This is a genomic window from Streptomyces sp. NPDC055400 (genome assembly GCF_053644375.1).
This window is the reverse complement of record NZ_JBSHLM010000001.1, coordinates 813027-837516: the sequence shown is the minus strand read 5'-3', so window position 1 is coordinate 837516 and position 24490 is coordinate 813027. Positions and strand designations below refer to the sequence as shown.

The 24490-nt window shown below is 69.4% G+C and carries 30 protein-coding genes and 1 pseudogene; 8 read left to right on the top strand and 23 right to left on the bottom strand.

What is annotated here, in order from left to right; all coding sequences use genetic code 11:
• Positions 1-15: 15 nt before the first annotated feature.
• On the bottom strand, positions 16-747 hold the full coding sequence (locus ACWIGU_RS03740; protein ID WP_454397010.1) for an SDR family oxidoreductase: 732 nt from the start codon (positions 745-747) through the stop codon (positions 16-18).
• Between the two features lie 228 nt (positions 748-975).
• On the opposite strand from ACWIGU_RS03740, the gene ACWIGU_RS03735 reads away from it, so the two are divergent.
• Together ACWIGU_RS03735 and ACWIGU_RS03730 are read left to right on the top strand one after the other, a co-directional pair.
• On the top strand, positions 976-1878 hold the full coding sequence (locus ACWIGU_RS03735) for a DMT family transporter (protein ID WP_454397279.1): 903 nt from the start codon (positions 976-978) through the stop codon (positions 1876-1878).
• A 131-nt stretch (positions 1879-2009) separates the two neighbouring features.
• On the top strand, positions 2010-2417 hold the full coding sequence (locus ACWIGU_RS03730; protein ID WP_329569115.1) for a ribonuclease domain-containing protein: 408 nt from the start codon (positions 2010-2012) through the stop codon (positions 2415-2417).
• 22 nt (positions 2418-2439) lie between these two features.
• Here ACWIGU_RS03730 and ACWIGU_RS03725 read toward each other — a convergent pair whose 3' ends face one another.
• Positions 2440-2640 carry a hypothetical protein gene (locus ACWIGU_RS03725; protein WP_454397008.1) on the bottom strand — a complete coding sequence of 67 codons (201 nt, stop codon included), beginning with the start codon at positions 2638-2640 and terminating at the stop codon, positions 2440-2442.
• Positions 2641-2820: 180 nt separating this feature from the next.
• Between ACWIGU_RS03725 and ACWIGU_RS03720 the strand changes: the two genes are divergently transcribed.
• From ACWIGU_RS03720 to ACWIGU_RS03700, 5 genes are all read left to right on the top strand, one after another.
• A complete protein-coding gene (locus ACWIGU_RS03720) occupies positions 2821-4086 on the top strand; it encodes a histidine kinase (protein WP_454397006.1) in 1266 nt (421 codons plus the stop codon).
• A gap of 112 nt (positions 4087-4198) precedes the next feature.
• Entirely contained in the window at positions 4199-4864 is a 666-nt protein-coding gene (locus ACWIGU_RS03715) for a response regulator transcription factor (protein ID WP_454397277.1), read from the top strand.
• Between the two features lie 83 nt (positions 4865-4947).
• Positions 4948-6195: an ROK family protein gene (locus ACWIGU_RS03710; RefSeq protein ID WP_454397004.1), complete on the top strand. Its 1248-nt coding sequence runs from the start codon at positions 4948-4950 to the stop codon at positions 6193-6195.
• Between the two features lie 43 nt (positions 6196-6238).
• A complete protein-coding gene (locus ACWIGU_RS03705; RefSeq protein WP_454397002.1) occupies positions 6239-7420 on the top strand; it encodes a cytochrome P450 family protein in 1182 nt (393 codons plus the stop codon).
• Positions 7421-7494: 74 nt separating this feature from the next.
• Positions 7495-7941, top strand: coding sequence for a PaaI family thioesterase (locus ACWIGU_RS03700; RefSeq protein ID WP_454397000.1), 447 nt, complete (start codon positions 7495-7497; stop codon positions 7939-7941).
• Positions 7942-8001: 60 nt separating this feature from the next.
• Here ACWIGU_RS03700 and ACWIGU_RS03695 read toward each other — a convergent pair whose 3' ends face one another.
• The 19 genes and pseudogenes from ACWIGU_RS03695 to yczE form a co-directional block, all read right to left on the bottom strand.
• Entirely contained in the window at positions 8002-9006 is a 1005-nt protein-coding gene (locus tag ACWIGU_RS03695) for a Gfo/Idh/MocA family protein (RefSeq protein WP_454396998.1), read from the bottom strand.
• A gap of 785 nt (positions 9007-9791) precedes the next feature.
• Positions 9792-10310, bottom strand: coding sequence for a hypothetical protein (locus ACWIGU_RS03690; protein ID WP_454396996.1), 519 nt, complete (start codon positions 10308-10310; stop codon positions 9792-9794).
• Positions 10307-10555, bottom strand: coding sequence for a hypothetical protein (locus tag ACWIGU_RS03685; RefSeq protein ID WP_454396994.1), 249 nt, complete (start codon positions 10553-10555; stop codon positions 10307-10309). The genes ACWIGU_RS03690 and ACWIGU_RS03685 overlap by 4 nt, the downstream gene beginning before the upstream one ends.
• Before the next feature lie 42 nt (positions 10556-10597).
• Complete coding sequence (locus ACWIGU_RS03680) at positions 10598-11029, bottom strand: YgjP-like metallopeptidase domain-containing protein (protein WP_454396992.1); 432 nt, start codon at positions 11027-11029, stop codon at positions 10598-10600.
• Between the two features lie 70 nt (positions 11030-11099).
• On the bottom strand, positions 11100-11465 hold the full coding sequence (locus ACWIGU_RS03675) for a hypothetical protein (protein WP_454396990.1): 366 nt from the start codon (positions 11463-11465) through the stop codon (positions 11100-11102).
• Between the two features lie 112 nt (positions 11466-11577).
• A complete protein-coding gene (locus tag ACWIGU_RS03670) occupies positions 11578-12174 on the bottom strand; it encodes a hypothetical protein (RefSeq protein WP_454396989.1) in 597 nt (198 codons plus the stop codon).
• Positions 12162-12443: a hypothetical protein gene (locus ACWIGU_RS03665; RefSeq protein WP_454396987.1), complete on the bottom strand. Its 282-nt coding sequence runs from the start codon at positions 12441-12443 to the stop codon at positions 12162-12164. The genes ACWIGU_RS03670 and ACWIGU_RS03665 overlap by 13 nt, the downstream gene beginning before the upstream one ends.
• Complete coding sequence (locus tag ACWIGU_RS03660; RefSeq protein WP_454396985.1) at positions 12440-12886, bottom strand: hypothetical protein; 447 nt, start codon at positions 12884-12886, stop codon at positions 12440-12442. The genes ACWIGU_RS03665 and ACWIGU_RS03660 overlap by 4 nt, the downstream gene beginning before the upstream one ends.
• Positions 12883-13536, bottom strand: a complete 654-nt coding sequence (locus ACWIGU_RS03655) for a hypothetical protein (protein ID WP_454396983.1) — start codon at positions 13534-13536, stop codon at positions 12883-12885. The genes ACWIGU_RS03660 and ACWIGU_RS03655 overlap by 4 nt, the downstream gene beginning before the upstream one ends.
• 115 nt (positions 13537-13651) lie before the next feature.
• Positions 13652-15337: a ParB/RepB/Spo0J family partition protein gene (locus ACWIGU_RS03650; RefSeq protein ID WP_454396981.1), complete on the bottom strand. Its 1686-nt coding sequence runs from the start codon at positions 15335-15337 to the stop codon at positions 13652-13654.
• Positions 15338-15386: 49 nt separating this feature from the next.
• Positions 15387-15980 carry a hypothetical protein gene (locus tag ACWIGU_RS03645; protein WP_454396979.1) on the bottom strand — a complete coding sequence of 198 codons (594 nt, stop codon included), beginning with the start codon at positions 15978-15980 and terminating at the stop codon, positions 15387-15389.
• A gap of 76 nt (positions 15981-16056) precedes the next feature.
• Positions 16057-16449, bottom strand: a complete 393-nt coding sequence (locus ACWIGU_RS03640) for a hypothetical protein (RefSeq protein WP_454396977.1) — start codon at positions 16447-16449, stop codon at positions 16057-16059.
• A gap of 151 nt (positions 16450-16600) precedes the next feature.
• Positions 16601-17653 carry an N-6 DNA methylase gene (locus ACWIGU_RS03635; RefSeq protein WP_454396975.1) on the bottom strand — a complete coding sequence of 351 codons (1053 nt, stop codon included), beginning with the start codon at positions 17651-17653 and terminating at the stop codon, positions 16601-16603.
• A gap of 108 nt (positions 17654-17761) precedes the next feature.
• Complete coding sequence (locus ACWIGU_RS03630) at positions 17762-18301, bottom strand: hypothetical protein (protein WP_454396973.1); 540 nt, start codon at positions 18299-18301, stop codon at positions 17762-17764.
• Positions 18302-18323: 22 nt separating this feature from the next.
• Entirely contained in the window at positions 18324-19313 is a 990-nt protein-coding gene (locus ACWIGU_RS03625) for a hypothetical protein (protein WP_454396971.1), read from the bottom strand.
• A 199-nt stretch (positions 19314-19512) separates the two neighbouring features.
• Complete coding sequence (locus ACWIGU_RS03620; RefSeq protein ID WP_454397275.1) at positions 19513-20412, bottom strand: aldo/keto reductase; 900 nt, start codon at positions 20410-20412, stop codon at positions 19513-19515.
• A 192-nt stretch (positions 20413-20604) separates the two neighbouring features.
• Complete coding sequence (locus ACWIGU_RS03615) at positions 20605-21246, bottom strand: transposase (protein WP_454396969.1); 642 nt, start codon at positions 21244-21246, stop codon at positions 20605-20607.
• A gap of 40 nt (positions 21247-21286) precedes the next feature.
• Positions 21287-21550, bottom strand: a pseudogene (locus ACWIGU_RS03610) (helix-turn-helix domain-containing protein); the annotation flags it as partial.
• On the bottom strand, positions 21547-22188 hold the full coding sequence (gene yczE, locus ACWIGU_RS03605; protein ID WP_454396967.1) for a membrane protein YczE: 642 nt from the start codon (positions 22186-22188) through the stop codon (positions 21547-21549). The gene yczE and the pseudogene ACWIGU_RS03610, both read right to left, overlap by 4 nt.
• 130 nt (positions 22189-22318) lie before the next feature.
• Here yczE and yczR point away from each other — a divergent pair, with 130 nt between their 5' ends.
• Positions 22319-23710: a MocR-like transcription factor YczR gene (gene yczR, locus ACWIGU_RS03600; RefSeq protein WP_454396965.1), complete on the top strand. Its 1392-nt coding sequence runs from the start codon at positions 22319-22321 to the stop codon at positions 23708-23710.
• A gap of 28 nt (positions 23711-23738) precedes the next feature.
• Here the strand turns inward: yczR and ACWIGU_RS03595 are convergent, their stop codons facing one another.
• Positions 23739-23912, bottom strand: coding sequence for a hypothetical protein (locus ACWIGU_RS03595; RefSeq protein WP_454396963.1), 174 nt, complete (start codon positions 23910-23912; stop codon positions 23739-23741).
• 40 nt (positions 23913-23952) lie between these two features.
• Positions 23953-24459, bottom strand: a complete 507-nt coding sequence (locus ACWIGU_RS03590; protein WP_454396961.1) for a hypothetical protein — start codon at positions 24457-24459, stop codon at positions 23953-23955.
• Positions 24460-24490 lie beyond the last annotated feature (31 nt).

Genomic DNA, 24490 nt, shown 5'->3' with positions numbered 1-24490 from the left:
CCCGCGTACATCACGTCACGCCGCGTGCCCGCCGTCCACGGCGAACTCCGCGCCCGTGACATACGTGGCCTCGGGGCCCGCGAGATAGGCGACCATCGACGCCACCTCGTCGGCCGTGCCGAACCTCTCCAGTGCGACGGACGCGGTCTGGCCCGAGGCGTACGGTCCGTCCGCCGGGTTCATGTCCGTGTCGATCGGGCCCGGGTGGACGATGTTCGCCGTGATGCCGCGGCCGCCCAACTCGCGTGCCAGCGCCTTCGTCAGGCCGATCAGGGCCGCCTTGGTCGTCGCGTACACGGTCCCGCCGGGGCCCGGTACGCGCTTCGCCATGCAGGTGCCGACGGTGACGATCCTGCCGCCGTCGGACAGCCGCGTCGCGGCCGCCTGCGACGCCAGCAGGACACCGCGCACGTTCACCGCGAGCGCGTGGTCGATCTCGGCGAGCGAGAAGCCCTCCAGCGGCCCGAGCACCCCCACGCCCACGTTGTTCACCAGCACGTCGAGCCCGCCGAACGCGTCCGCCGCCTGATCCACCGCCCCCGCCGCCCCGTGCGCGTCCGCCGAGTCGGCGCGCAGCGCGAGACCGCGCCGGCCCAGTGCCTCGACGCGGCGCACGACCTCCTCGGCCGCCTCCTTGCCGTTCACGTAGGTGACCGCCACATCCGCGCCCTCACGGGCCAGCCGCAGCGCGGTCGCCGCGCCGATCCCGCGGCTGCCACCGGTGACGAGTGCTGCCTTGCCGTTCATGGGTCCTCCAGAAGCCATCGGTTGTTATGACTTCAAGTAAATGGACGGGCGACCGCCGGCGCTGGCGGCGAACGGACACCGATGCCCCCGCCCGCGGCGATGAGCGGCCGGGCGGGTCCGGTGGGCGGAAAACGGTGGCCCTGATGATCTTGCCGCCGGTACCGTGAGCCCGCCCTCGTGCGAGCCGCCGTCGTCTCCACGCCGCCGTACGCCGCCGGAGACCGCACCTTGACCACGCTCACCGTCACCGCGCCCCGCCGCGCCTGGCTCACCGACCTGCCCGTTCTCCTCGTGGCCGTCGTCTGGGGAGCCAGCTATCTCGCGGCCAAGGACATCACCACACAGACCACCGTCCTCGCGGTCCTCGTGCTCCGGTTCGGCGCCGTCCTGCCGGCGCTCGCCGTGGCCGGGCGGGGCGCGCTGCGGGGGCTGAGCGCGGCGCAGTGGCGCGGGGCGGGACTCCTCGGGCTGGTCCTCAGCGGGATCTTCCTCCTGGAGACCTACGGCGTCGTCCACACCTCGGCGACGAACGCGGGCCTCGTCATCAGCCTCACCATGATCTTCACGCCCCTCGCCGAGGCCGCCGTGACGCGGACCAGGCCGTCCCGCACCTTCCTCGCCGCGGCCGCCGTCTCCGTGGCCGGCGTCGTCCTGCTCACCCAGAGCGGCGGCTTCACGGCCCCGTCCGCCGGCGACCTCCTGATGCTGCTCGCGGCCCTCGCCCGCACCGTCCACGTCCTCGCCATGGCCCGGATGAAGTCCGTGCGGGGCGCGGACGCGCTGCCCCTGACGACGGTCCAACTGGGCGCGTCGGTCGTGGTGTTCGCGCTCCTGTGCGGGGTGCCGGGTACGGGCGCCGCGCCGTGGGAGGCGGCCGCGGACTTCGGCCCGCGCGCGTGGGGGGGGCTCGTCTTCCTGTCCGTCTTCTGTACGCTCTTCGCCTTCTTCGTACAGATGTGGGCGGTCCACCGGACGTCGCCGTCCCGGGTGAGCCTGCTGCTCGGCACCGAGCCGCTGTGGGCCGCGGCGGCCGGCATCGCCATCGGCGGCGAACGCCTGGGACCGCTGGGCCTGTTGGGGGCCGTGTTCGTGCTGGCAGGAACGGCGTGGGGGCGCCGCGCCACCGCCTGAGCCGCACCTTCAACGGGCCCCGCATGCGCACCGGACGCGCCTGAAGCGGCGCCTCCGACGGGTTAACTTCCGGAAAACTCCCCCGACTTGACGTTGACACGTCATGCTCTACGCGCGTCACACTAGGGGCCATGCGAATCCCCCCACGAATCGCCAGTGTCACTGCCCTCGCCGCCGCCCTGCTCATCGGCGGCCCCGTCCTCGCCGGCTCGGCCACCGCGGCCCCGGCCCCCGTCACGTACTCCGTGACAGCCGTCGGCGACATCTGCTACTCGGCGCTGCCCTCCCAGGCCCACGACACGCTCGACCTCATCGAGCAGGGCGGCCCCTACCCGTACGACCAGGACGGCACCGTCTTCCAGAACCGGGAGGGCGTCCTGCCCTCGCAGTCCACCGGCTACTACCACGAGTACACGGTCATCACCCCCGGCTCCCCGACCCGCGGCGCCCGCCGCATCGTCACCGGTGAGCAGTCCCAGGAGGACTACTACACCGGCGATCACTACGCGACGTTCGACCTCGTCGACTACGGCTGCTGAGCGACCCCGGTGACCGGCGCCGTCAGCTCTTGAGGCTCTCCGACGCGGCGAACAGGGCGAGCGCGAGCACGATCAGTGCGATGCTCCCGTACACCTCGTAGCCGTCGAGGATGCCGAGATGCAGGATGAGACCCCAGCTCAGCCACCCGGTGAACTCGTGCAGCAGGCCGACCGCGCCCTGAATGAGCGCGATCGCGCCGATGAACTCCAGAACCTTCTTCATGGGTGACAACCTCGCCCCGCGGACCTCCCACGCACATCGGCCGCGGGGCGAGGCTCGTCCCGCCGCAAGACGCGGCTTACGGCGGGACGCGCCTACCGAAGTACCGGCCGCCGCGACTTTCGTCCACGGTCCGCTCCGCGAGAGGTTCCTGAGCGTCATGGATGCGTAGATTTGTCGACCATGGAGGTTCAGGAGCGGACAGGGACGACCCCACCGGGGGAGCGGTACCGGTGGCGGCGCAGGATGCTGCCCTCGGCCGTCGCCGACGAGCTCGACCTGGACCCGGACGGCCGCCCCGGCCGCAGGCGCCGCACCCTGCGCGACTGGGTCGTCGACTTCACCTGTTTCCTCGCCGCCGTGGGCATCGGCCTGCTCGGCGCCCACTCCGTCTCGAACGACCCGAACACCTCCGACGGCCTCGCCGCCCTCGACCAATGGCTCGGCGCACTCGCCTGCGCCGCCGTGTGGCTGCGCAGACGGTGGCCCCTGGGCCTGGCCGTCGCGCTGTCGGCCGTCAGCATGGTGTCGAACAGCGCGGGCGGCGCCACCCTGGTCGCCATCTTCACCCTCGCCGTGCACCGCCCCTTCCGATACGTCGCCTGGGTCGCCGGCGCCTCCTGTGCGCTGACCCCGTTCTTCTTCTGGATCCGGCCGGACCCGGACTCGCCGTACGTCGTCTCCGTCGCCTTCACGATCGTCCTGACGGTCACCGTCGTCGGCTGGGGCATGTTCGTACGCTCCCGGCGCCAGCTCCTGCTGTCGCTGCGCGACCGGGCGAGGCGCGCCGAGACCGAGGCCGGACTGCGGGCCGAGCAGGCACAGCGCCTCGCCCGCGAGGCCATCGCCCGCGAGATGCACGACGTGCTCGCCCACCGGCTCACCCTGCTGAGCGTGCACGCGGGCGCCCTGGAGTTCCGGCCCGACGCGCCCCGGCAGGAGGTCGCCCGGGCGGCCGGCGTCATCCGCGAGAGCGCCCACGAGGCGCTCCAGGACCTGCGCGAGATCATCGGCGTCCTGCGGGCCGACGACCACGGCGAGGAGTCGGGGCGGCCCCAGCCGACGCTCGCCGGGCTCGACGCCCTGGTCACCGAGTCCCGCGAGGCGGGCATGAAGATCGTCCTCGACCACCAGGTCGCCACCCCGGACGCCGTCCCCGCGTCCGTCGGCCGCACCGCCTACCGCATCGTCCAGGAAGGCCTGACCAACGCCCGCAAGCACGCCCCCGGCGCCGAGGTCGAGGTTCTCGTGTCCGGCGCTCCGGGCGACGGCGTCACCGTCTCGGTCCGCAACCCGCCGCCCCCCGGCGAGGTCCCGCACGTGCCGGGGTCGGGCCAGGGTCTGATCGGCCTCACGGAACGCGCCACCCTGGCCGGCGGCAGCCTCGGCCACGGCGCCGCCGACGACGGGGGCTTCGCGATCGAGGCCTGGCTGCCGTGGCCCGCGTGACCCCCGCCCGCGGCCGGCACGCCTGGACCACGTGATCACCGGCTCGCTACGGTGGCCCCCGGGGGGCGGCGGTGGCGGTACGAGCGCGCGAAGGCGGGACTGGGTGAATTCGGTGGAACCGATCAGGGTGCTCCTCGTCGACGACGACCCGCTGGTACGCGCGGGCCTCTCGTTCATGCTCGGGGGAGCGCCCGACATCGAGATCGTCGGCCAGGCGGGCGACGGCTCGGAGGTCCCCGCCCTTGTCGCCGGGACCCGGCCCGACGTCGTGCTCATGGACATCCGCATGCCGGACGTGGACGGACTCGCCGCGACCGAGGCGCTGCGGGCGCGGCCCGGCGCACCCGAGGTCATCGTCCTCACCACGTTCCACGCCGACGAACAGGTACTGCGGGCGCTGCGCGCCGGTGCCGCCGGTTTCGTCCTCAAGGACACCGCGCCCGCCGAGATCGTCGAGGCGGTCCGCCGTGTCGCCTCCGGAGCGCCCGTCCTGTCGCCGACCGTGACCCGGCAGCTCATCACGCGGGCCACCGGCCCCGACCCGCAGCAGGACCGCAGGGCACGCGCGCGTGAGCGCCTCGCCGAACTGGCCGACCGCGAAAGGGAGGTCGCCGTCGCCGTGGGCCGCGGCGCGTCCAACGCGGAGATCGCCGCCGAGCTCTACATGAGCCTCGCGACCGTCAAGGCGCACGTCTCCCGCATCCTCGCGAAGCTCGGCCTGAACAACCGCGTCCAGATCGCCCTCCTGACCCACGACGCGGGACTCCTCGACGACTGACCCCGGCGGCACGGGTAAATTCACAGCGTGATCCGGGCGCGGGCGAACGGCGCTCGGGGTCCGCCGCACGGGGGAGGATGACGATGGCCGGACCACGCCGGCGCACGGTGCGTGATCTCAGACGCAACAACCGCGCCACGGTGCTGCGCAAGCTCTACTTCGACGGGCCGCTCAGCCGGCAGGAGCTGGGCCCGCTCACCGCACTCAGCTCGGGGTCGATCAGCAACGTCGTCTCCGAGCTCGTCGCCGACGGCCTCCTGGAGGAAGCCGGATCGGTCGACTCCGACGGCGGCAGGCCGCGCACGCTCCTGCGCGTCGCCCCGCACTGCGGCCACCTCGCCGGCGTCGACATCGGCGAGACACGCGTACGCGTGGAGCTCTTCGACTTCACCCTGAACGAACTCGCGCGCGTGGACGCCCCGTTGCCCGACGGACACCATGACGCGCGGGACGTCGTACGGATCGTCGCGGCCGGCCTCGCGCAGGTGCTCACCGAGGCGAAGGCCGCGCCGGACGCCCTCATCGGCGTCGGCATCGGCGTGCCCGGCATCGTCGACGCCTCCGGTGCGGGCGGCGCCGTCGGAGCCGTCGTGCACGGCCAGGCCATCGGCTGGGACGCCGTCCCCCTCGAGGCGATGCTCCGCGACTGCGGTGAACTCCCGCCCGAACTGCCCCTGTTCGTCGACAACGGCGCCAAGACGCTCGGCCTCGCCGAGATGTGGTTCGGCGCGGGCCGAGGCGCCCGCAACGCCGTCGTCACCCTCATCGGCTCCGGCGTCGGCGCCTGCGTCATCGCCGACGGCGTCCCCTACCAGGGCTCGTCCGGCAGTGCGGGGGAGTGGGGCCACACCACGCTCCAGGTCGGCGGACGCCGCTGCCGGTGCGGGGCGCGCGGCTGCCTGGAGGCGTACGTGGGCGCCGAGGCGCTGCTCGAACGGTGGCGGGAGAGCGGCGGCCACCCGGCCTCGGCCGACGAGGAGGGGGCGCTCGCCGAACTCCTCGCCGACCCCGAAGCCGGTGAACTGCTCGACGAGACGGCCGAGTTCCTCGGCGCGGGCCTCGCCGACCTCGTCAATCTCTTCAACCCCGAGCGCATCGTCGTCGGCGGCTGGGCCGGGCTGCTCCTCGGCCCCCGCCTCCTCGAACCGGTCCGGCGGGCGGCCGCCGCGTACGCGCTGCGCCACCCGTACGCGCAGACCACCATCGAACTCGGGCGCCTCGGACCCGACGCGGTGACAGTCGGCGCGGCGACCCTGCCGCTCGCGCGTTTCCTGGCCGAGGGCGGCGCGGCGATCACGTCACGGGAACCGATCGTCAGTGGCGCGAGTTAGATTCAGCAGAGACTGACGCCTGACCGACGTGAGGGGCGGTGCCATGGGGGAACTGATCGATCTGGGCGGGTACGCGGGCTTCACGGCCGACCCCTATCCCGTTTACGAGGAGCTGCGCGCCCGGGGCCCGGTGCACCGCGTGCGGCTGCCGAAGCCCGCCGACGACAGCGAGGCGTGGCTGATCGTCGGGCACGAGGAGGCGCGCGCCGCGCTCACCGACCCGCGCCTGGTCAAGTCCCCCGCCAAGCTGGGCTTCTCCGGCCTCGACGAAGAGCTGATCGGCGCCCATCTGCTGATCACCGACCCGCCGCACCACACGCGGCTGCGCTCCCTCGTCACCCGCGCCTTCACCGCGCGCCGCGTCGAATCCCTGCGCCCGCGCATCCAGCGCATCACCGACGACCTCCTCGACGCGATGCTCCCGCACGGCCGCGCCGACCTCGTCGAGTCGTACGCCTTCCCACTGCCGCTCACGGTCATCTGCGAGCTCCTCGGCGTGCCCGACATCGACCGCGCCGACTTCCGGCGCATGTCGAACGAGGTGGTGGCGCCGACCGACCGCGAGGCCGAGTACGCGGTGTTCGCGGAACTCGCCGCGTACCTGCGCGACCTGATCGAGGACAAGCAGGCTTCGGCCCCCGCCGACGACCTGCTCAGCGCCCTGATCCGCACGACCGCGGAGGACGGCGACCGGCTCTCGCCCGACGAGCTGCGCGCCATGGCCTTCATCCTCCTCATCGCGGGCCACGAGACGACGGTGAACCTGATCGCGGGCGGCGTACGGGCTCTGCTGACCCACCCCGGTCAACTCGCGGCGCTGCGCGCCGACATGACCCTCCTCGACGGCGCCGTCGAGGAGATGCTGCGTTACGAGGGCCCCGTGGAGAACGCGACGTACCGCTTCACGGTCGAGGACACCGAGATCGGCGGCACGGTCATCCCCGGCGGTTCCCCCGTCCTCGTGGGCCTCGCTGCCGCCGACCACGACGCGGACCGCTTCCCCGAACCGGGCCGCTTCGACATCCGGCGCGACGCCCGGGGCCACATCGCTTTCGGGCACGGCCTTCACCACTGCCTCGGCGCACCCCTGGCCCGCCTCGAAGGCCAGATCGCCCTGCGCTCGCTCCTGGACCGTGCCCCCGCGCTCGCGCTCGACGGCCCGGCCGACGACTGGCTGCCCGGCATGCTGATAAGAGGCGTCCGCAGTCTGCCGGTCCGGTGGTGAGTGAGATGACGCCACCGGCCGGCGCGACCGGCCGGCCGTCCCCGACGCACCCGCCGACCCGCCCGGAGACCTTCATGACCGCACCGCGCGACAGCGACAACCCCCACGCACTCGACTTCGCCCTGGCCGCGAAGCTCCTGGACGCCCAGCCCTTCACCCGTCTCGTGGGAGCCCGGCTCACCGGGTTCGGCGACGGCGCGGCCACGATCGAGGTCGACATCAGACCCGAGCTGCACCAGCAGAACGGGTTCCTGCACGGCGGGGTGCTCTCCTACGCGGCCGACAACGCGCTGACGTTCGCGGGCGGCGCGGCCCTGGGCGCGGCGGTGCTCACCGGCGGCTTCTCCATCCAGTACGTGCGCCCCGCGACAGGCCGCACCCTGATCGCCCGCGCCCAGGTGGTGCACGGCGGCCGGCGCCAGGCCGTCGTCCGCTGTGACCTGTCGACGGCGGACGAGGAGGGCACGGAGAAGCTGTGCGCCGTCGCCCAGGGCACGGTCCTGTCGGTCACGCAGGACTGACCTCTCACCCAGGGCTGATCGGCCGCACAGGCTGAGCGGCGCGCGGACAAGGCCGGAGGATCAGCCCCCCGGAATCTCCTCCATCCGGACCAACCGCCGCTCCCGGCGCGACAGTTCGCAGGCCTCCGCGATCCGCAGCGCGTGCAGGGCCTCGCGGCCGTCGCACGGGTTCTCGCGTTCGCCGCGCACCACGTCGACGAACGCGACGAGCTCCGCCTCGTACGCGGGGGCGAAGCGCTCCAGGAAGCCGGGCCAGGGCTTGGACGCGGCGGGTGGACCCTTGGGCTCGGTGGAGGCGAAGGGCGTGCGGTCGTCGAGGCCGACGACGACTGTGTCCAGCTCGCCGGAGAGTTCCATGCGTACGTCGTAGCCCGCGCCGTTGCAGCGCGTCGCCGTCGCCGTGACCAGCGCGCCGTCGTCCAGCGTGAGGACGGCGGCCGCCGTGTCGACATCCCCGGCCTCGCGGAACATCGCGGGTCCGGCGTCGGACCCGGTCGCGTACACCTCCGTCACCTCGCGGCCGGTCACCCAGCGCAGGATGTCGAAGTCATGGACCAGGCAGTCCCGGTAGAGCCCGCCGGAGAGCGGCAGATAGGCGGCCGGCGGCGGCGCCGGGTCGCTCGTCATGGCCCGTACGGTGTGCAGCCGGCCGAGGCGGCCCGAGCGCACCGCCTCGCGCGCCGCCGTGTACCCGGCGTCGAAGCGGCGCTGGAAGCCCAGCTGGAGCACGGTCCCGGCCCGCTCCACCTCGTCGAGCGCGGCCAGCGTGCCCGGCAGGTCGAGGGCGATGGGCTTCTCGCAGAACACCGGGAGCCCGGCCCGCGCCGCCCGCGCGATCAGGTCGCCGTGCGCGGACGTCGCCGCCGTGATGACCACCGCGTCCACGCCCCAGGAGAAGATCTCGTCCACCGTGGGCGCCGCGGTCGCGCCGATCCGGTCCGCGAGCGCGACGGCCCGCTCCGGGTCCGCGTCCGTGACGACGAGCGAGCCGACCTCGCGGTACCGCTCCAGAACAGCTGCGTGAAAGGTGCCGATACGGCCCGTCCCGATGAGTCCGATGCGCATGCAGTCAAGGTGCCGCCCGGGGAACCCGCTGTCAACGGTTTGTCCTGACAACCGAACTTCACGACTTCCCGTCAACATTTCCCGGGATGGTGGATCTTCCTTCCATGATCAATGACGGCATCCGGAGACTTACCAGGCCAGGTCGCATCAATGCAGGTCAGATGCCTGCTGGTGCAGGATGGGCATCCGTAACAGGATGGAGTTCTTGCCTGATCCTTCCTTGGCTTTCCCTAACTGTCCTTAGGGTTCTGTCCCCCGTCCGTCCCCCGAGACGTCCCCCGTGAGGATCTCTGGGACTTGCGGCTGGCGAGTTGCGTCAAAGCCACAGGTGACCGGCTGCCGAGCATTCGAGTGACTACCGGTACGGGTTCGTGTCTCTCAGTGACAACTGCGTCCTGCGGCGACCGGTGCAGCCCTCTCCAGAGCGGCGGAGCGCACCGCGAGTAACGCATCAGATTCTCGTACAGCTCCGGCCGGCCTTCTCCTGGTGCGAGGGCTTCGGCGGGCAGGATGTCGAAGGCGACTGCCAAGCGGATGGCGATGTAGCCGGGGCCGACGATCGACCACTTCGGGAACGTCTGGGTCCTGCGTCAGACGCATGAACACGGCGTGGGTACGGGTGGTGTTCGATGTCAGTGGGTTCGCTTCGAGTTGAGTCGCGATGCACGACGGGCTCCGTTCCCCGTCGTCGTTGAGTGTGTGGTGCCCGACTTCCCGCACTGCACGCCAGCCCTTGCCCAGGCCTGGCCGGACCGCATCAGCGCGCGGCATCCTCGTCGTCGTTGTCACAGCCGGCGGCCTTCCTGATCACGGGTGTTGAGGCGCATGGCCTTCTGGTCGCGCTCCTCCCACAGGGTCAGGCGCGGCAGGGCGTTGATGTGTTCGGTGTGTACAGCTACGAGCCGGTCGCAGTTGTTGTCGTAGTGCCAGCGGTTCCAGCGCATCCGTCCGGTGGTTTCCCAGTACAAGCCGGTGTGGACGAGCCAGATGTGGCGCAGGTCGGCGTCGTAGTCGTAGATCTCCCACGTGTCGGCCGGGCCGTCTGCCTCGCGTGGCCAGGATTGGGCGGTGCCGTACGGGCGGCCGAGTTCGCGGAGCGTCTTGAGTTCGATGGGCGTCGTCGGGTGGGCGGGTTGGAGGTGGCGGTGCTGCTGTCCGGAGATCAGTTCCCGCGCGGTGATGGCCGCGCCGTTGCGGGTGAAGGCCATGACGTCGTCGGTGACGTCGTTGTACCGGTGGAAGTCCCAGCGTGCGCCTTCGCGGGTCAGGAACGTTTCGCCGACGTTGATGCCGTTGTAGCTCATCGGGCCGAGGCCTCCGATGGGTCGGGCGCGGTGAGGTTGCCGAGCCAGAGGTTGCGCAGGTCGTGGTCGAGTTGGTGGGTGTCGGCGATGGTGTGGAGATGGAGGGTGCGGTGGATGAGTTCGTGGAGGGAGGGTTCGGCGAGCTGGATGGTGGCCCAGTGGAGGGTGAGTCCGCGGGTGGGATGGCGGTGGGCTCGGGATGTGCGGAGTCTGGTCGAGTACGACATCGGGATGTTCTGCTTCATGGCGTGTTCTCCTATTTGGGGGCAGGCGATTTTGAGCCATTCCTAGCCGACGGCAGCGTGAAGCTTGATGAGGGTTTGTCGCCCCTTCTGTATGTTTGCGGCCGTGCTGCGCCGCATGGAGAGCAAGAAGCCGGTGGCGGGGTCCTGCTGGCGTAGGAGCGGCTCGGTCTGCTGGGTGTCCGGGACGATCCGCAGGAGGTACGGCTTTCCGAGGACGCTGAACTCCGTGCCCGTCTCAAGGGTCTTGGCCGGGTTGGAAGATGTGGTGTCGATGACGTGCTGGAGCTGTCGGTAGATCCAGCGGCGCCGGCGCTGGGCAAGGTCGGCTGCCTGGGCGTCGGTGGTGTGGTGGGGGCCGCGGACGACAACTTGTCCGGAGGCGGTGACGTCGAGGTCCAGGGTGATGCGATTGCTGGTTCGCACGTGGATGGTGATGTCGCCGACGGTGATGGTGCGCCCGGCGTTATAGGTCACAGCACAGGTGTCCTGTTCGTGGTGCTTGTGGCGGGTGCGGACGGGCCTCAGCGGCCCGCCCGCAGGCTCATCAGTGCCGGTTGCAGACCCATGTCTTCGGCTCGCCGTTGGCGACGAGTTCGAGGTGGGTTTCGGTGCTCTGGTCGCACAGCTGGCAGGTGACATGAACGGTGCGGGGCATCCGTAGTGGCCGTATGGGTTCGTCGATGTGCAGTGTGATCGGGGTGGCTTTGCCGGGGACGGTGATGATCAGCTGAGAGGGCGGGTGGGCTTTGGTCCGCTCGACAAGCAGCTGCTCGCCCGGGTTCTCGTGAAGGGCGAAGGTGTCGCCTGCCTGGAGGCGCGATGCGGGAAGAGCCGCCGGGAGTGCGATGGTGACCATGAAGCCTTTGGTCTGGCGGGGGTTGGGCATGGGCGGGTTGGGCGTGGAGTTCAAGATGGGTCTTTCTGATGTGGTGCGGTGGTCTGCTTGCGGTGAGGGGTGGCTGTCTTGGTGCACGGTGGGCTGTAGCCGGTGATGGTGAAGTCGGCTTGCCAGGCAAGTCCGCTCACCGTTGGTCTGTTTGCGTCTGGGCGTGGGACTCGGCGGCATTGCCCTTCTGGAGAATCGCTGCGGGTATGGCCGGTGTGATCGGGTCGGTGACGCTGAAGCCCCTGGGAACGGGTGGGGTGGTGCTCGTGTCGGTGGTGCTGTGCTGGTGGGCTGCGGTGAGTTCGGCGGCCAGTTGGGTGCGGGCCTTGCGCAGTCGCTGCCGGGCGGTTCGTAGCCGTCCCTCGGTGCTGGCCAGGGTCTGCTTCTGGCGGTCGATGAGCTCGGTGAGCCGGGCGACTTGTTGGGTGTAGTGCTCGACTTCGCCGGCGCGGAGTTCGGCGGTTGGCCTGCGGGGCTTGTGCTCGCTGAGGGGCTTGCGGGGCTTGTTGCGTTGGTGGCGGGCGAAGTCGACGAGTTCTTCGCGGACGACGTACTTGCTTCGTTTGTTGAGAGGGCCGGTCAGTAGCACCAGGCGGGGGAAGCCTGTGTGGCGGGCTGCCCAGTTGCTGACGGTGGAGCGGGTGACGCCGACGAGTCGGGCGCCGTCGGCGAGGGTGATCAGTTCGTCCTCGCGCCCTTCGTATTCGGGCCGGAGCCAGGTCACTGCTTCCACGGGTGTTGTCCTTGCCGGGTCGTGAGGGTGTGTGCGAGGTAGCGGTAGGCGTGGCCTTCGATGAGCTCTCTGATCTCGGCGCTGGCCGATACGTCGCCCGGGTTGTGCTCGGCGCGGGTGGCAACGGGGCGCTGGTGCTCGGTGCACCACCGTGTCCAGCGCCACTGGGAGCCGTCGGGTGCGAAGTAGGGGCGGGTGAGGTCGTAGGTGACGTTCCCGAAGGCGTAGATGGTGGTGGGGAAGCCTGCTTGCCAGGGGAGTCCGCTCATCGCTGATCTGCTTGCCGTTGGGCGTAGAGCTCGGCTGCGTGGCCGTCGCTGGGTGCGCCGAGTGCGATCGACAAGGCGGTGAGGAGGCCGGTGACGATGGCGGACCTCTCGAAGCGGTGCGCAGGTGTCATGGCGAAGTGGGCGGGCAGCTCGATGTCGGCAAGGAGCTGGGTGCGCAGCCGGTTGATTTCGTCGGCGATCTGGCGGAAGACCGGTTCGAGACGACGCTGATGGTGGCGCCGGGCGGTGGCCTCCTGCCGCTGATCGCCTTCGAGGAGTCGTCTACAGATGCCGCACAGATGGCCTGGGGCGGGTTCGGGGATCTCGCGCAGAGCGAGGCGGCCGCAGCGGGTGAGGACGAGCTGGTCTGGGGCGGCCGGCCAGGTGGTCACCGTGGCGAGATGGGGCTTGCCGGAGATCGACGCCCCGTACACGGGGCTCAACGGCTCACCTGGCCGTGGACGAGGGACAGCAGGAACGCGAGGTCGGCCGGGGCGTGGATGAAGAGGTCGGCTGCTGTCTCCGCGGCGGCGAGGGCTTGTTCGGGCTGCTCGTCGTCGGGTGCGTGATTGCACAGGACTTTGGCGACGCGGGCGCCGCCCGGTTCGAGGATCTCGAGGGAGGTGTGTACGGCCTCGGGATCGTCGGCGTCGACCAGGCCGCCGGTCTCGGTCCAGTCGGTGCGGTGGAGTTCGAGCGGGGGCAGGTTCGCGGCTTCAAGCCGTGCGGTGATCGCGGTAATGCGTTCGGCGCGGTCGTGGTCCGCCTGTGTCCAGCGGGCGTGCTGGTCGTGGGTGGCGAACCAGTGGTAGCCGCGCTGCCTGTGGATGGTGGTGGTGTCGAATGCGGTGCCGAGGATCTGTCGCCACTTGGGTGAGGGGAGTCGGACGAGGTCCGCGTCGGCGTGCAGGCGGTCGATGAGCTGGACGCACTGGAGGCTGCCGTCGGGCAGGTCCTGGACGGTGCGGTAGGTGTCGCGGTCGTATCCGGCTGCCCAGAACACGGTCATGACGAGGTCGTATCGCTGCAGGGGGCGGCCTGCGGCTTCCAGGGCGTTGAGGACGGCGTCGCGGTTGAGGGTGATGGGTGTCATGTCGTTGGTTCCGTTCGTGGTGCTTGGGAGGTGACGCCCTCTCCATCTGTAAGTGAATTCTACTCTTCACGAAGGGGGCGTCAAACCCGTTTATGCAGGTCAACAGGGGTGCTCGTCAGGCGGCGGCTAGCTCAGCGTCTTCGTCCGCCGCCTTCTCCGCTTCGGTGGCGGCCAGTGCCTCGGCCAGCTTCTGCGCTCGCGCTTCGGCAGTCGCCAGCGTCTCCGCTTCGATGTCGGACAGCGCATAACCCTCGGACTTCAGGAACCTCAACCAGGCGGCGGTGGTGGAGCTGATGTCGCCGCGCCAGGCGCTGTCGCCCATGGCCTGCTGCTCGTGCGCGGCGCAGACCTGTGCGAGGAGGATCTGCCACCGGCGCGAGGCCGGGGTCTTCGCGATCACCTCGGCGAACGGGTCACCGACCCGAGTCCACTTGTTGCGGTCCTCGTTGGGGTCCGGGGTGCGCAGGAACGCGGCGGTCAGGGAGGTGTCGGCGGAGTCGACGAAGTGCTCGTACAGGTAGCTGGTGCCGGTGATCGTCGACATGATCAGCCCCCACGCAGCAGGAGAGGCATCACCCTTACGCGTACACAAGCTGGCCAGGAACTCGTGCCGCACCAACCTGGCCGCCCGCCACGCCTTGTTGTTGCGGATGACGGTGCGCCGCTCCTCCTTCTCCGCCTCCCGGTCCTTGTGCGCCCGGGTGTCCTTCGGCGCGTCGGGGCCGAGTGCGTGGCCGCACTTCGTCCAGTCCTGGCACAGCCACACCGCCACCGGCTCCCCCCGGTCGAGGAAGGCGGCATGGCCGGGGCAGTCGCGATGCTCCTCGGGGGTGACCGGATCGCCGTCCGCCGTCACGAGGTCGGTGAGCGGGCGGGCGGCGGTCCTGGCCCAGTCCCAGCACCGGTCGACGAGCGGTATGCCGGCCGCAGCAAGTTCCTCGGTGACCTTCTCGCGCGCTGCCCGGTCCACGAGCTGATCACGCAACTGCTGCATGGTGTGCGCCCAGTTGCCGCGCCGACCGTTGCCCTCTTCCAGGTCGCTCTTCTTTGCGCTGCGCAGCCACCACAAGGCATGGTCGAGGGTTTCGACCTCATGCAGGTCGGCGAGTTCCACGAAGTCGAAGTCGTAGGCGAGAGCCTGGTTGAGGCTCTCGTCGCTCAGCTTGTCCGCCGTCTCCGCCGCCTTCACCTGCTCCGGCGTCAGCCCAAGTGTGCGGGCGTGCTTGGCCTTGCGGGTCTTGCTGATCTTCATGAGCGAGAGCTGCCGTACAGCGTCGATGTCATCACGTACGGAAGCGGCCCTGCGGTGCTTGTTCTCGATCAGGCTCAGCGTCAGCGCGTCGTCATCCACGCCCTTGAGGTCGGTGCGGATGATCGCCGGGACCAGCCGGTAGGTACCGCCAGCGGCGATCGCTTTCTGCGCTGCGAGGACTGCCGCCTTGAAGCGACGCTGCCCGAAGATGATCCCGAGCGTCTCCCCGTCGGCCTGCGGGCGCAGCAGCAGAGGAGTCTGCACGCCGATCTCGTCGACCGAGGCGATCAGCTCAGCATCCGGCTCGGTCGTATCCTCAGCCTCCCCGTGGCCCTCCTCTTCGTCCTCATCCTCGTCGTCCTGCTCCGCGCTGCTCACCGGGAGAGACGTGCGGGACTTTCGGTGGTTGTACGGGTCGACCACCAGGGTGCGCGGATCGACCCAGGTGAACGTACCGGCGAATCCCTCGATGCCGACGGGCGGTTCAGCGGTCGACTCTTCCTTGAGGTCTACGGTTGTCACGGCGGTTTCGATGTCAATGACGGTCATCGTGCTCTTTCAAGATGCGTGTGGGCGGGAAGGTGCGACCCGCAGGGGCTCAGGCGGTGGCAGTGGCCTTCTTGCGGGTGCTGCTGCAGGCGGGCTTCGCCGCCTTTGCGCGAGGAGTGCTCTTGCGCGCGCGGGGCTTCGAAGTCTCCTTCGCCTCAGGCTCCGTCTCCTCCGCCTGATCTGCGGGGGCCGGGCCGGTGCTCGGCGGTGGTGTGGGACGGCGGCCGCGCGAGTCCAGTACAGAGCGGTGACCGTCGAACGCGGGGAGCAGCACCGTGCGAACGCCGGTGAGGAGCGACTCCAGCGGAGTCTCGTCGACCGTGAACGTGACGCCGGTGCTGTAGCGCGCGCCTTCTGCTAGACGCCGAGGGCCCGCCTCGACTGGCTTGTCGGTGCCGGCCGGGGTCTCGGGGGCGGTGCCGCCGATGGCGAATGCCTGTACTGCCCGCCCGCCGAAGAGAAGACGCAGCCCGATCGCGCGGCGGTCGGCGGCGACGAGGTGGACGGAGGAGTCCTGGCTGGGCTCGAAGTCGTCGGTGACGTTCCAGACGCCGAGCTGCCCGGCTAGTTCCTCGGCGAGAAGGTACAGGTCGATCAGGGAAACGGTGATCGGCTGCAGGTCGGTGGTGTCCGTAGAGGTCATGCGAAGGATTCCTCTTCCAGAGGTGCGGCGGGCGGGGTGGGGGCGGGACGGCGCGGCGGTCGTCCCGCGGACGGGTTCAGCGGATGCGGACGATGGCCGGGATGCCGTCGGGGTTGCCCGGGCACAGCTCGCGAATCTCCGCGACCGCGTCCTGGGGGAGGTCTGCGATCTCGCCGTCACGCGTGTATCCGGCGAAGACGACTGGGCCCTGGAGTTCGTGACCGAGGCTTCCGCTCAGGCCGTGGACGGCAAGACCTGCATAGAGGTTGGGGAGCTTGTTGTCGCGGTGCTCCCCGGCGAGCACGACGATGGAGGGCCCCTTCGTCCGCCTGATGTACTGCACGGCCTCCGCCGAGTCGACCAGTGCACGCGCGATGACCTTCGACTGTTCATTGAGTGTGGTGCCGATGTCGAGGTCGCGGAGCCTGCCGTCGAGGTCGATGCGAAGGGCGTGGATGGTGGCGGTCATGAAGGAGTCCGTTCGTCGTAGTGGAAGGGATTTCCCCTCCAACCGATACGGTAATCCTACTCTTCAGAGAGGGGGCGTCAAACCTGTTTGCGCAGGTCAGGGGTAGCGCCAGGTGTGCGAGCCGGCTGTCGGCTCCGCGGGCCCGCCCGCGTCAGGCGGCGACCGCAGTGCTCTGTTCCAGGAGGCGCTGCGTCTGGCGTAGGGCGGCGACGATGCGCGCCTTGCCAAGCATCTCGTCACGGTGTGCGAACACGGCCCGCGCGTGCCTCATCGCGTCCTCGACGGCATTGGGGTTGGCGAGTGAATCGGCGCAGGCAACTGTCACCCGAGGCCCAAGCTCCCAGATGATCGAATTCGCTGCTGCGCAGGCGGCGGCTATCTCGTCGATGTCGACCATCGACCACTGGAACTCTGCTGGATCGAGCCCCTGCTCACGCAGGCGCTGCGCCGCCGAGCGCAGCAGTCCGCCACTGCCGGCGGCCGGGTCATGGATGTGCTCGCCGCGCTGCGGGTCCTTCACCGCAAGCTGGATATTCATGACGCTCCCGGCCGCGAGGATGTTCGCCATGGCATCGGCTACCGAGGCGGGGGTGTGGTACTCGCCGAGGCCCTGCTGGGCGCCGCTGGAACGTACGAGCATCATGATCGGCGACAGCACGTCGGTCTGAGCGCGCAGATATGGGTCCGCATGTCCGGTGAGGTCGAACAGGCCCTGGTCCAGGGCGGCTTTGGTGGCGGCACGCACGAGGTAGGCGCGGTGGTCGTCGATCTCCTTGTCGTTCAGCCACTCATGCAGAATGCGGGCGCGGTCGATGAGATCGGGCCGGTGCATCCAATGCGTCGACCAGATCTCCCGGAACATCGTGATCAACTGCGTGTTGTCCTGGGCGAGGATCTGCGCCTTCAGGTCCGGGCCACTGTCGTCCTTCTGCCGGATCAGCGCGAGCGCGGCGACGATGCCGATGGGCACCTCGATCCGCGAACCGCCGTGCTGCCGATGCCACACCCCGGCAACGGCCTCGCCGATCCGCATGGCGTGCCCGTGCGGGTCGCCCGAAGGCGTCGCCCTTCGCGGCCGGGCTGTTACGGCGGCCGCCGTGGGCGCAGGGCGGGATGGCGTGGACGGCTTCTTTGGCGCGGTGAAGGTGGCGGGGATGGGGTGCGGCTTTTCTTCCAGGGCGGCGAACAGGTCGAGCTGCGTCATGAGTTGATCGCTTTCGGTGAGGGGGCGTGGGTGTGCGAGGGCCCACCCCTGCAGGGCGGTCCGAGATGGTGAAGAGGAGACGGCCGTACGGGCCAGGGGGAGCGCGGGTCAGCCCTGGTCGATCCAGACGACGCCGTATGGCGTGTGCCAGGTGTAGGAGAGCCCGGACTTGTGGATGTCGGCGCGCACGGCGTCCCACACGATGCGGCCGAACTGGTCGCGGTATGGCTCCAGATCCCAGCCCGCGTCCGTACCGGCCCGCGAAGTCAGGATGTCGGCGAGCGAGTCGCCGAAACCGATGACCCGCTCCCGGTACCGCTCGTGCATCTCCCGAAGCGGCTGACGCCACAGCTCATCGCGCTCGCCAGGCTCGGCGGCGTGCCATCCGCGTGCGTCGATCGCATCGTGCTGGACGAGGGCGACCCAGGCCACGGCCCTTTCCCGTGAGCGCACCGCGGCCCTGTAGGACACGTCGCCGACGACCATCTCGCGCACGGTGGCCGGGTCGAGCATCACCGAAGCGCGATCGGCATGACGAGCCGCAGCGAGAAACCGGGCTGTGCCTTCGGTGCGTTCCTGCCAGTGGGGCACCAGGTACATGAACGTGCCCACCTCGCGCTCGGGGTGCCACAGCGTGATGCTCCACATGCCGCGCATCCAGCCCGCCACGTCACACCCCGCCCGTTGAGGGACAGGAGTCCTGCCAGGTGCAGAATCCGGCAGGGTCTCGCTGGCGCCACTGCTGGATGTGCTGAGCGGCGATGCTGGCGTGTTCAGTGCGCTCGGCGTCCGTGAACGCCTCCTTGACCAGGGCGTGGCTGCGGGGATACGGCCAGGTTGCGTGCATGGAGTTCGGGGCCGCCGCGGCGAGGTGCCAGTTCAGGTTGGCTTCCAGGAATGCGGGGCTCTGCAGCCCGACCGGAGTGCTCTCCATCAAGGCTATGGAGTCGCTGTGGGCGGAAAACTGCAGCGGGCTGCCGTACACGGCGTCGTCGGGCATGTGCACCCAGACCTGCGGCCCGTGCCGCTCATGGGGCTCGGACTGGATGACGGTGCGGTTGTAGGCGATGCAGGGGCCGTGGTTCTTCGACAGGTACTGGGCGGCCACCCGGTCGCCGGGCAGATAGAGGTCCACGGAGGTTCTTTCCTTATCGCTGAGGCAGTTCGCAGTCTGGACGTGGGCGGCGACCGCTGCCGCGCGCGCTCCGCTCGCTGGGCAGGGAGTCAGGAGACGGTCGAGCCCGATCGCCAAACCCTGGGCGTTGTTGCGCACTTGAGCCTGAGCGACGGTCTCGAAGGCCAGCGTGACCTGCTCTGGTGTGATCGCGTGAGGTACGGAGCACTCGCAGGTGCTCCTCACTCGCTCGGCGAGCTTCGCCAGGGCGGCGGAATGCTCTGCCTTCGGGCGGCATCCGGGGTGACGGCTGGCAGGGCGCGCCCGGCGCAGGTGGCTGTAGAAGCGGGTGCCTTCCCAGTCGCAGACCAGGCAGCGCACGGGCCACAGAACGTCGCTGCCCGGATACCCGCCCAGCGGCGCCCAGCCGAGGTCGTCGATCCGGGCCAAGGCCTTGACGGCTGAGGCCAGATTGCGCACCGAGGGCTTCAGGCCTGCGAGGTAGGCGCTGATGCCGCCGCTGGTGGGGGCTTGGGTGTTGCTCATGCAGATGCCGTTCTCGTGGGTCTGAGGCGGTAGGTGAGGGAGTGGGGTCACCCCCTCACCTCGTAAATGAATTCTACTCTCTAATTGAGGTGGGGCAACTGCGAAACCCCAGCCCACAAGGAGGTGTTGGGGCTACGGCCTCTCCCCGATCGCGAGCCGGTTGCGGGGCTTGCTCAAGTACGGGTTGACGCGGCAGGCATCAGGGTGCGGAGCGGTCGATCGAATCGAGGAGCTGGAGTTCTTCCTTCGTCAGCCGCAGTGTGCCCGCTGCCACATTGGCGACCAGGTGCGCCGGGTTGCCCGTTCCGGGGATAGCCAGCACATGTGCGCCGTGCTGCAGGATCCATGCCAGGCGTATCTGCGCCGGTGAGACGCCGTGAGTGTCGGCGACGGCGCGCACCTCGTCGTGCTCGGCCTGGACGGCTCCCGCCTCGCGGCCCTTCCCGGCGATGGCGAAGAAGGGCACGAACGCGATGCCGCGCGCTGCGCATTCGCGGAGCATCTGTTCGCCGCTGGGCATGTCGATGCCGTACCGGTTTTGGACGCAGACCACTGGTGCGATGGCCTGTGCCTGGGTCAGGTGCTCCGGGCGGGCGCCGGAGATGCCGAGGTGGCGGATGAGTCCGGCGTCGCACAGCTTGGCGAGGGCCCCGAAGTGCTCGCTGATGTTGTCCTGGCCCATGATGCGCAGGTTGACCACGTCGAGGTGGTCGCGGCCGAGTTGGCGCAAGTTCTCTTCGACCTGGCCGCGCAGCTGGTCGGGCCGTGCCGGATCGGCCCACTCGCCGCAGGCGTCCCGGGCGGGGCCGACCTTGGTGGCGATGACAAGGTCGTCCGAGTACGGCGCCAGCGCCGTGTTGATCAGTTCGTTGGCGGAGCGCAGCCGAGAGAAGTAGAACGCTGCGGTGTCGATGTGATTGACCCCGAGTTCGACCGCGCGGCGCAGGACGGCGATGGACTGATCGCGGTCGCTGTGGGTGCCCTGGTGGAAGGCGGCGCTGCCGGTCAGGCGCATGGCGCCGAAGCCGATCCGGTTGACCTTCAGGTCACCGAGCAGCCAGGTTCCCGAGGTTGCCGCAGAGACCGCGTGCGACATCATCTCTTCCATCAACTCCATCTGATCGGCCTTCGCCTCCCGTCCGTCTGAGGCGATGCGGCCCTGGAGTATGCGCGGGTGACAGGCGTGGCGGGAAGGCGCGAAGCGGTGGGGGAATGTCACATCCCGAGCGGGAATCCTGATCGCGGGCTCCGGGTTGCTATTGGTGCAGCGTCCGCTCCCGAACTCCCCCTGTCAGGAGCGGAGCCAGATGAGGAGCGCCGCAGCCGTGACGGTGCCGAGATAGACATATCCGCGCTTGTCATAGCGAGTGGCCGCGGCCCTGAACTGCTTCAGCTTCCCGATGGCGTGCTCCACCGTGTTGCGATCTTTGTAGCGGGCCTTGGCGAAGCCCGGGGGCCGTCCGCCGCATGAACCTCGGCGCAGGCGGGCGGCCTTGTGGTCCTTCTTCTCTGGGATCACGTGCCGGATCCCTCGCTTGCGCAAGTAGGCGCGGATCTTCCGGTTGCTGTACGTCTTGTCGGCGCTCACGCTGTCGGGCGTGCGGCGGGGACGACCGGGCCCCGTGCAGGGGACGTGGATCTTGCAGGTGAGTCCGCCGCGGGACGGGCCGAGCCCTTCGCCTGCCGCACCGCCTCCTCCAGCAGGTCGCGCAGGCTCACCGCCGCCGGCAGAGGCTGAACCGATCTTCGCAGGGACCCTTTTGAGGAGCCCGGCGGCGCCGGCGGCGCGCCACTGCACACCGGTGCCCAGCCGGTGAATGATCCCGTTGATCACCTGCTGGTGATCCCGCCACCGACCGCACCGGTTATTGCTCACCGGCAACAACGGCTCCAGCACAGCCCACTTGCCGGCAGCCAGATCCCCCCGACTCAAACATGCACAGAACAGCGAGCTACCTGATCGAACAGCACAGTTCCCGGCATAGCCGCTCGATTTGCTCCACTACCTCGCCCGGCGTGGCTGTCGGTTGATGGCGAGGCGCGGAGGACCGATCGTGGAGGCCAAGTTCACCGTAGTGGTGGAACCGGTTCACCCACTTCGACGCGCACGCTCTTGAGATCCCCATCTCCGCGGCCACGTGAGCGATCGGGCGGGAGGTGCAGCGTTCGACGAGGCGGCGTCGGCCTTCAACAGACAGCGGGGCGTTGCGGTGAAGCGACGGTCTCTGCAAGGTCATCGGGTGTGCCGTGTGGGTGCAGAAACGGCAGGGATGCGAACCGCTACCAGCGGCAGGAAGCAGGCGACGAGTGGCCCCATGCACAGGGCGATCAGCACCGTGCCGACCCCGACGGTTCCGCCCAGAAGCCAGCCGGCGCAGGCAACAGCGACTTCGATGCCGGTGCGCACAAGGGCGACGGGTAGGTGAGTGAGGCGAACGAGTCCGGTCATGATGCCGTCGCGTGGTCCCGACCCGAACTGGGCGCCGAGGTAGAGCGCGTCAAAGAATGCCAGGGCGACAAGGCCGAGGGCGAGATATGCGATCTCGGTGAGTGGCCCCTGTGGGCTGGGGAGCACAGTCGCGGTGGCGTCGGCGGCGAAGCCGACGATCGCGACGTTGAGGAGCGTGCCAAGCCCGGGCAGTTCTCGTAGGGGGATCCATGCAAGAAGCACAAGCAGCGAGATCAGGTTCGTCGCCCAACCGAACGAGATATCAAGAGATTTGGCGGTGCCTTCTGTGAGCACGTTCCAGCTGGCCGCGCCAAGCCCGGACTGGACGAGCAACATGACGGCGGCCCCGTATCCCACCAAGCCGAGCAGGAGCTGAGGGATCCGACGTGCCTTTCGGGCCGCCCGGACCTGGGCAAATGCGCTCATGCGCGGTAGCACCGGTGGGTCGTGACGAGCCGGGACGGAGGTGTGTGCCGTGGAAGCGGGAGGTGCCATATGGCGAGTCTCTGGGTGATCTGGACCTGTATTCCATAGCCAGATTGGATACGCTGGTTTGGTGAAAATCAGCTCGCACGCGGTGGCGCGGATGTTGGGGACCTGGCAGGAGGGGCCAGGGCCAGCGCATCAACGTCTCTCCGACAGGCTGCGTCTGCTCATCCTGGATGGACGCCTCTCCCTTGGGGCGGCCCTGCCGAGCGAGCGTGACCTGGCTGTCGCGCTCGGCACCAGCAGAACCACCGTCGGTACCGCATTTCGCACCCTGGTCGAGCACGGATACCTCGCCACACAGGCACGTACCAGGGCGACGGTACGACTGCCTGATGACACCACGTCCGAGCACCCGGTTGGCCCGGACACAGAGACCATCGACCTGTCCTTTGCCGCGCCGGCTGCGCCCGTAGAAATCCTCCACGCTGCGTTCGCGACCGCTCTCGAACAGCTGCCACGACATTTCGAGCGGCACGGCTACGACCGATACGGCACCGCGGAGCTGCGCGAAGCAGTCGCCCACTGGTATCAGCGGCGAGGACTGCCCACCCGGCCCGATCACATCCTGATCACCAACGGCGCACAGCATGCGCTCGCTCTTCTGACGCGAATACTCCTGTCGCCACGCGACAAAGTCCTCATCGACCATCCGACCTACCCACACGCGATCACGACATTCACTCAAGCGCGCGCCCGACTTCTGCCCGTCGCTGTGACGTCGTCCGGCTGGGACACCGAGCAACTCCAAGCAGCAGGGCAAGCTGCGAACTTGGCCTACCTGATACCTGACTTTCACAACCCGACCGGGATGTGCATGCCCACGAGCGTGCGCCAACAGCTCAAGCTCGCGTGTCCCACGGTCGTCGACGAGACCATGGCCGATCTGGCTTTGGACGTTCCGAACCCCGAACCCCTCGCGCTGCACATGCCCGCAGCCATCAGCATCGGCTCTGTGTCCAAGAGTGTCTGGGGTGGCCTACGCATAGGCTGGATTCGCGCACTTCCCTCTCTCCTGGAACGCGTCGAAAGGGCCCGTCCCACGACAGACCTCGGCACCCCCGTCGTCGAACAGCTCGCCACAGCCGTCCTCCTGAACGAGCACCAAACCCAGCGGCCCGACACACTCCAGCAACTCAGGTCGCAACGTGACGCCCTGCGGCAAGCACTCACCGAGCACCTACCGGATATCCACGCCCTGCAACCAGCCGGCGGTGTGACGCTATGGGCAACCTTCCCCGGCCCCGTCAGCTCACGGCTGGCAGCCATGGCGCCTGACCACGGAGTGACCATCGCGGCCGGACCACGATTCGGGATCGGGGGCGCGTTCGAACGCAACATCCGACTGCCGTACACGCTCCCTTCGAGTCAACTGATCCAGGCAATCCGCAGACTCGCGCAGGCAAAACAGGCACTCGCACAAGGCGCTACCGGGACGCACACCCCCGCGCCCATCGCATGAGCGTCAACAACGTCATGACCCGCAACACCTAGGGCTCGTCGGCGGGCACGAGCGCCTCGGCCATGGCCTCGGCGGACTTGCGGCCGAACACCGAGTCGTAGGGAACGGTGTGCGTCATATCGCGGAACGCCGAGTTCTCCTTGGTTACGACCTTGGAGTGCACGTTGAGGATGCTCGGCACGGTCAGCGACTTCGGATTCACCCGCAGAATCTGGAACCACCGGCCGTGCACGCGCGCGAAGTCACCCTTCGCGAAGTCCGTCGGCCCCCAGATCTTGAAGCCGTCCGCCTCGGCCTTCGCGATGAGCCAGTGAACCGCTGCGACGAGCGCGCTTGCGGATGCTCGCCGCCCCCGCGCGGCGCACATCGGCACGCTGCGCCGTCACCCGGCACTGACCGCACAGAGCCTCGCCGAGCCGCCGGTGTCCCGCCACTCCGCTGCTTGTCCCGCACGTCCCGGCCTGCGTAGGCAGCTTGGGCAGCCTAGGCGAGCCCTCGGCTGCGGCAACCGCCTTGCCGTTGACCCATATCCGGGCCGCGCACACCCCGTCGAAGCGGTTGGCTTCCGGCCGCACAAGGTCGTAGCAGCGCACCGCGAACGGGCACTGTGCGCAGTCCTCCATCAACGGCCCGCAGGCTTCGAGGAGTTGCTTCGGCCTGCGCACCAGGGAGTCGTCGGGAAGATAGCCGTCCAGGCCGGCGCAGGGGGCGAGCTCGGTCCAGGCGGTCGAGGCGGTGGAGGTGATCACGACGGTGGCGCTTCCTTGTAGTGGGGATGAA

Coding starts and splice junctions, on each gene's coding strand:
- ACWIGU_RS03695 (WP_454396998.1), bottom strand. CDS start 9,006: ATGCGCATCGGACTCATCGGGACGGGCCGTATCGGCACCTTTCACGCA.
- ACWIGU_RS03710 (WP_454397004.1), top strand. CDS start 4,948: ATGGCCGGACCACGCCGGCGCACGGTGCGTGATCTCAGACGCAACAAC.
- ACWIGU_RS03685 (WP_454396994.1), bottom strand. CDS start 10,555: ATGAAGCAGAACATCCCGATGTCGTACTCGACCAGACTCCGCACATCC.
- ACWIGU_RS03740 (WP_454397010.1), bottom strand. CDS start 747: ATGAACGGCAAGGCAGCACTCGTCACCGGTGGCAGCCGCGGGATCGGC.
- ACWIGU_RS03620 (WP_454397275.1), bottom strand. CDS start 20,412: ATGATGTCGCACGCGGTCTCTGCGGCAACCTCGGGAACCTGGCTGCTC.
- ACWIGU_RS03690 (WP_454396996.1), bottom strand. CDS start 10,310: ATGAGCTACAACGGCATCAACGTCGGCGAAACGTTCCTGACCCGCGAA.
- ACWIGU_RS03625 (WP_454396971.1), bottom strand. CDS start 19,313: ATGAGCAACACCCAAGCCCCCACCAGCGGCGGCATCAGCGCCTACCTC.
- ACWIGU_RS03725 (WP_454397008.1), bottom strand. CDS start 2,640: ATGAAGAAGGTTCTGGAGTTCATCGGCGCGATCGCGCTCATTCAGGGC.
- ACWIGU_RS03635 (WP_454396975.1), bottom strand. CDS start 17,653: ATGACGCAGCTCGACCTGTTCGCCGCCCTGGAAGAAAAGCCGCACCCC.
- ACWIGU_RS03700 (WP_454397000.1), top strand. CDS start 7,495: ATGACCGCACCGCGCGACAGCGACAACCCCCACGCACTCGACTTCGCC.
- ACWIGU_RS03665 (WP_454396987.1), bottom strand. CDS start 12,443: ATGAGCGGACTCCCCTGGCAAGCAGGCTTCCCCACCACCATCTACGCC.
- ACWIGU_RS03645 (WP_454396979.1), bottom strand. CDS start 15,980: ATGACCTCTACGGACACCACCGACCTGCAGCCGATCACCGTTTCCCTG.
- ACWIGU_RS03650 (WP_454396981.1), bottom strand. CDS start 15,337: ATGACCGTCATTGACATCGAAACCGCCGTGACAACCGTAGACCTCAAG.
- ACWIGU_RS03705 (WP_454397002.1), top strand. CDS start 6,239: ATGGGGGAACTGATCGATCTGGGCGGGTACGCGGGCTTCACGGCCGAC.
- ACWIGU_RS03720 (WP_454397006.1), top strand. CDS start 2,821: ATGGAGGTTCAGGAGCGGACAGGGACGACCCCACCGGGGGAGCGGTAC.
- ACWIGU_RS03630 (WP_454396973.1), bottom strand. CDS start 18,301: ATGTGGAGCATCACGCTGTGGCACCCCGAGCGCGAGGTGGGCACGTTC.
- ACWIGU_RS03640 (WP_454396977.1), bottom strand. CDS start 16,449: ATGACCGCCACCATCCACGCCCTTCGCATCGACCTCGACGGCAGGCTC.
- ACWIGU_RS03655 (WP_454396983.1), bottom strand. CDS start 13,536: ATGACACCCATCACCCTCAACCGCGACGCCGTCCTCAACGCCCTGGAA.
- ACWIGU_RS03730 (WP_329569115.1), top strand. CDS start 2,010: ATGCGAATCCCCCCACGAATCGCCAGTGTCACTGCCCTCGCCGCCGCC.
- yczE (WP_454396967.1), bottom strand. CDS start 22,188: ATGAGCGCATTTGCCCAGGTCCGGGCGGCCCGAAAGGCACGTCGGATC.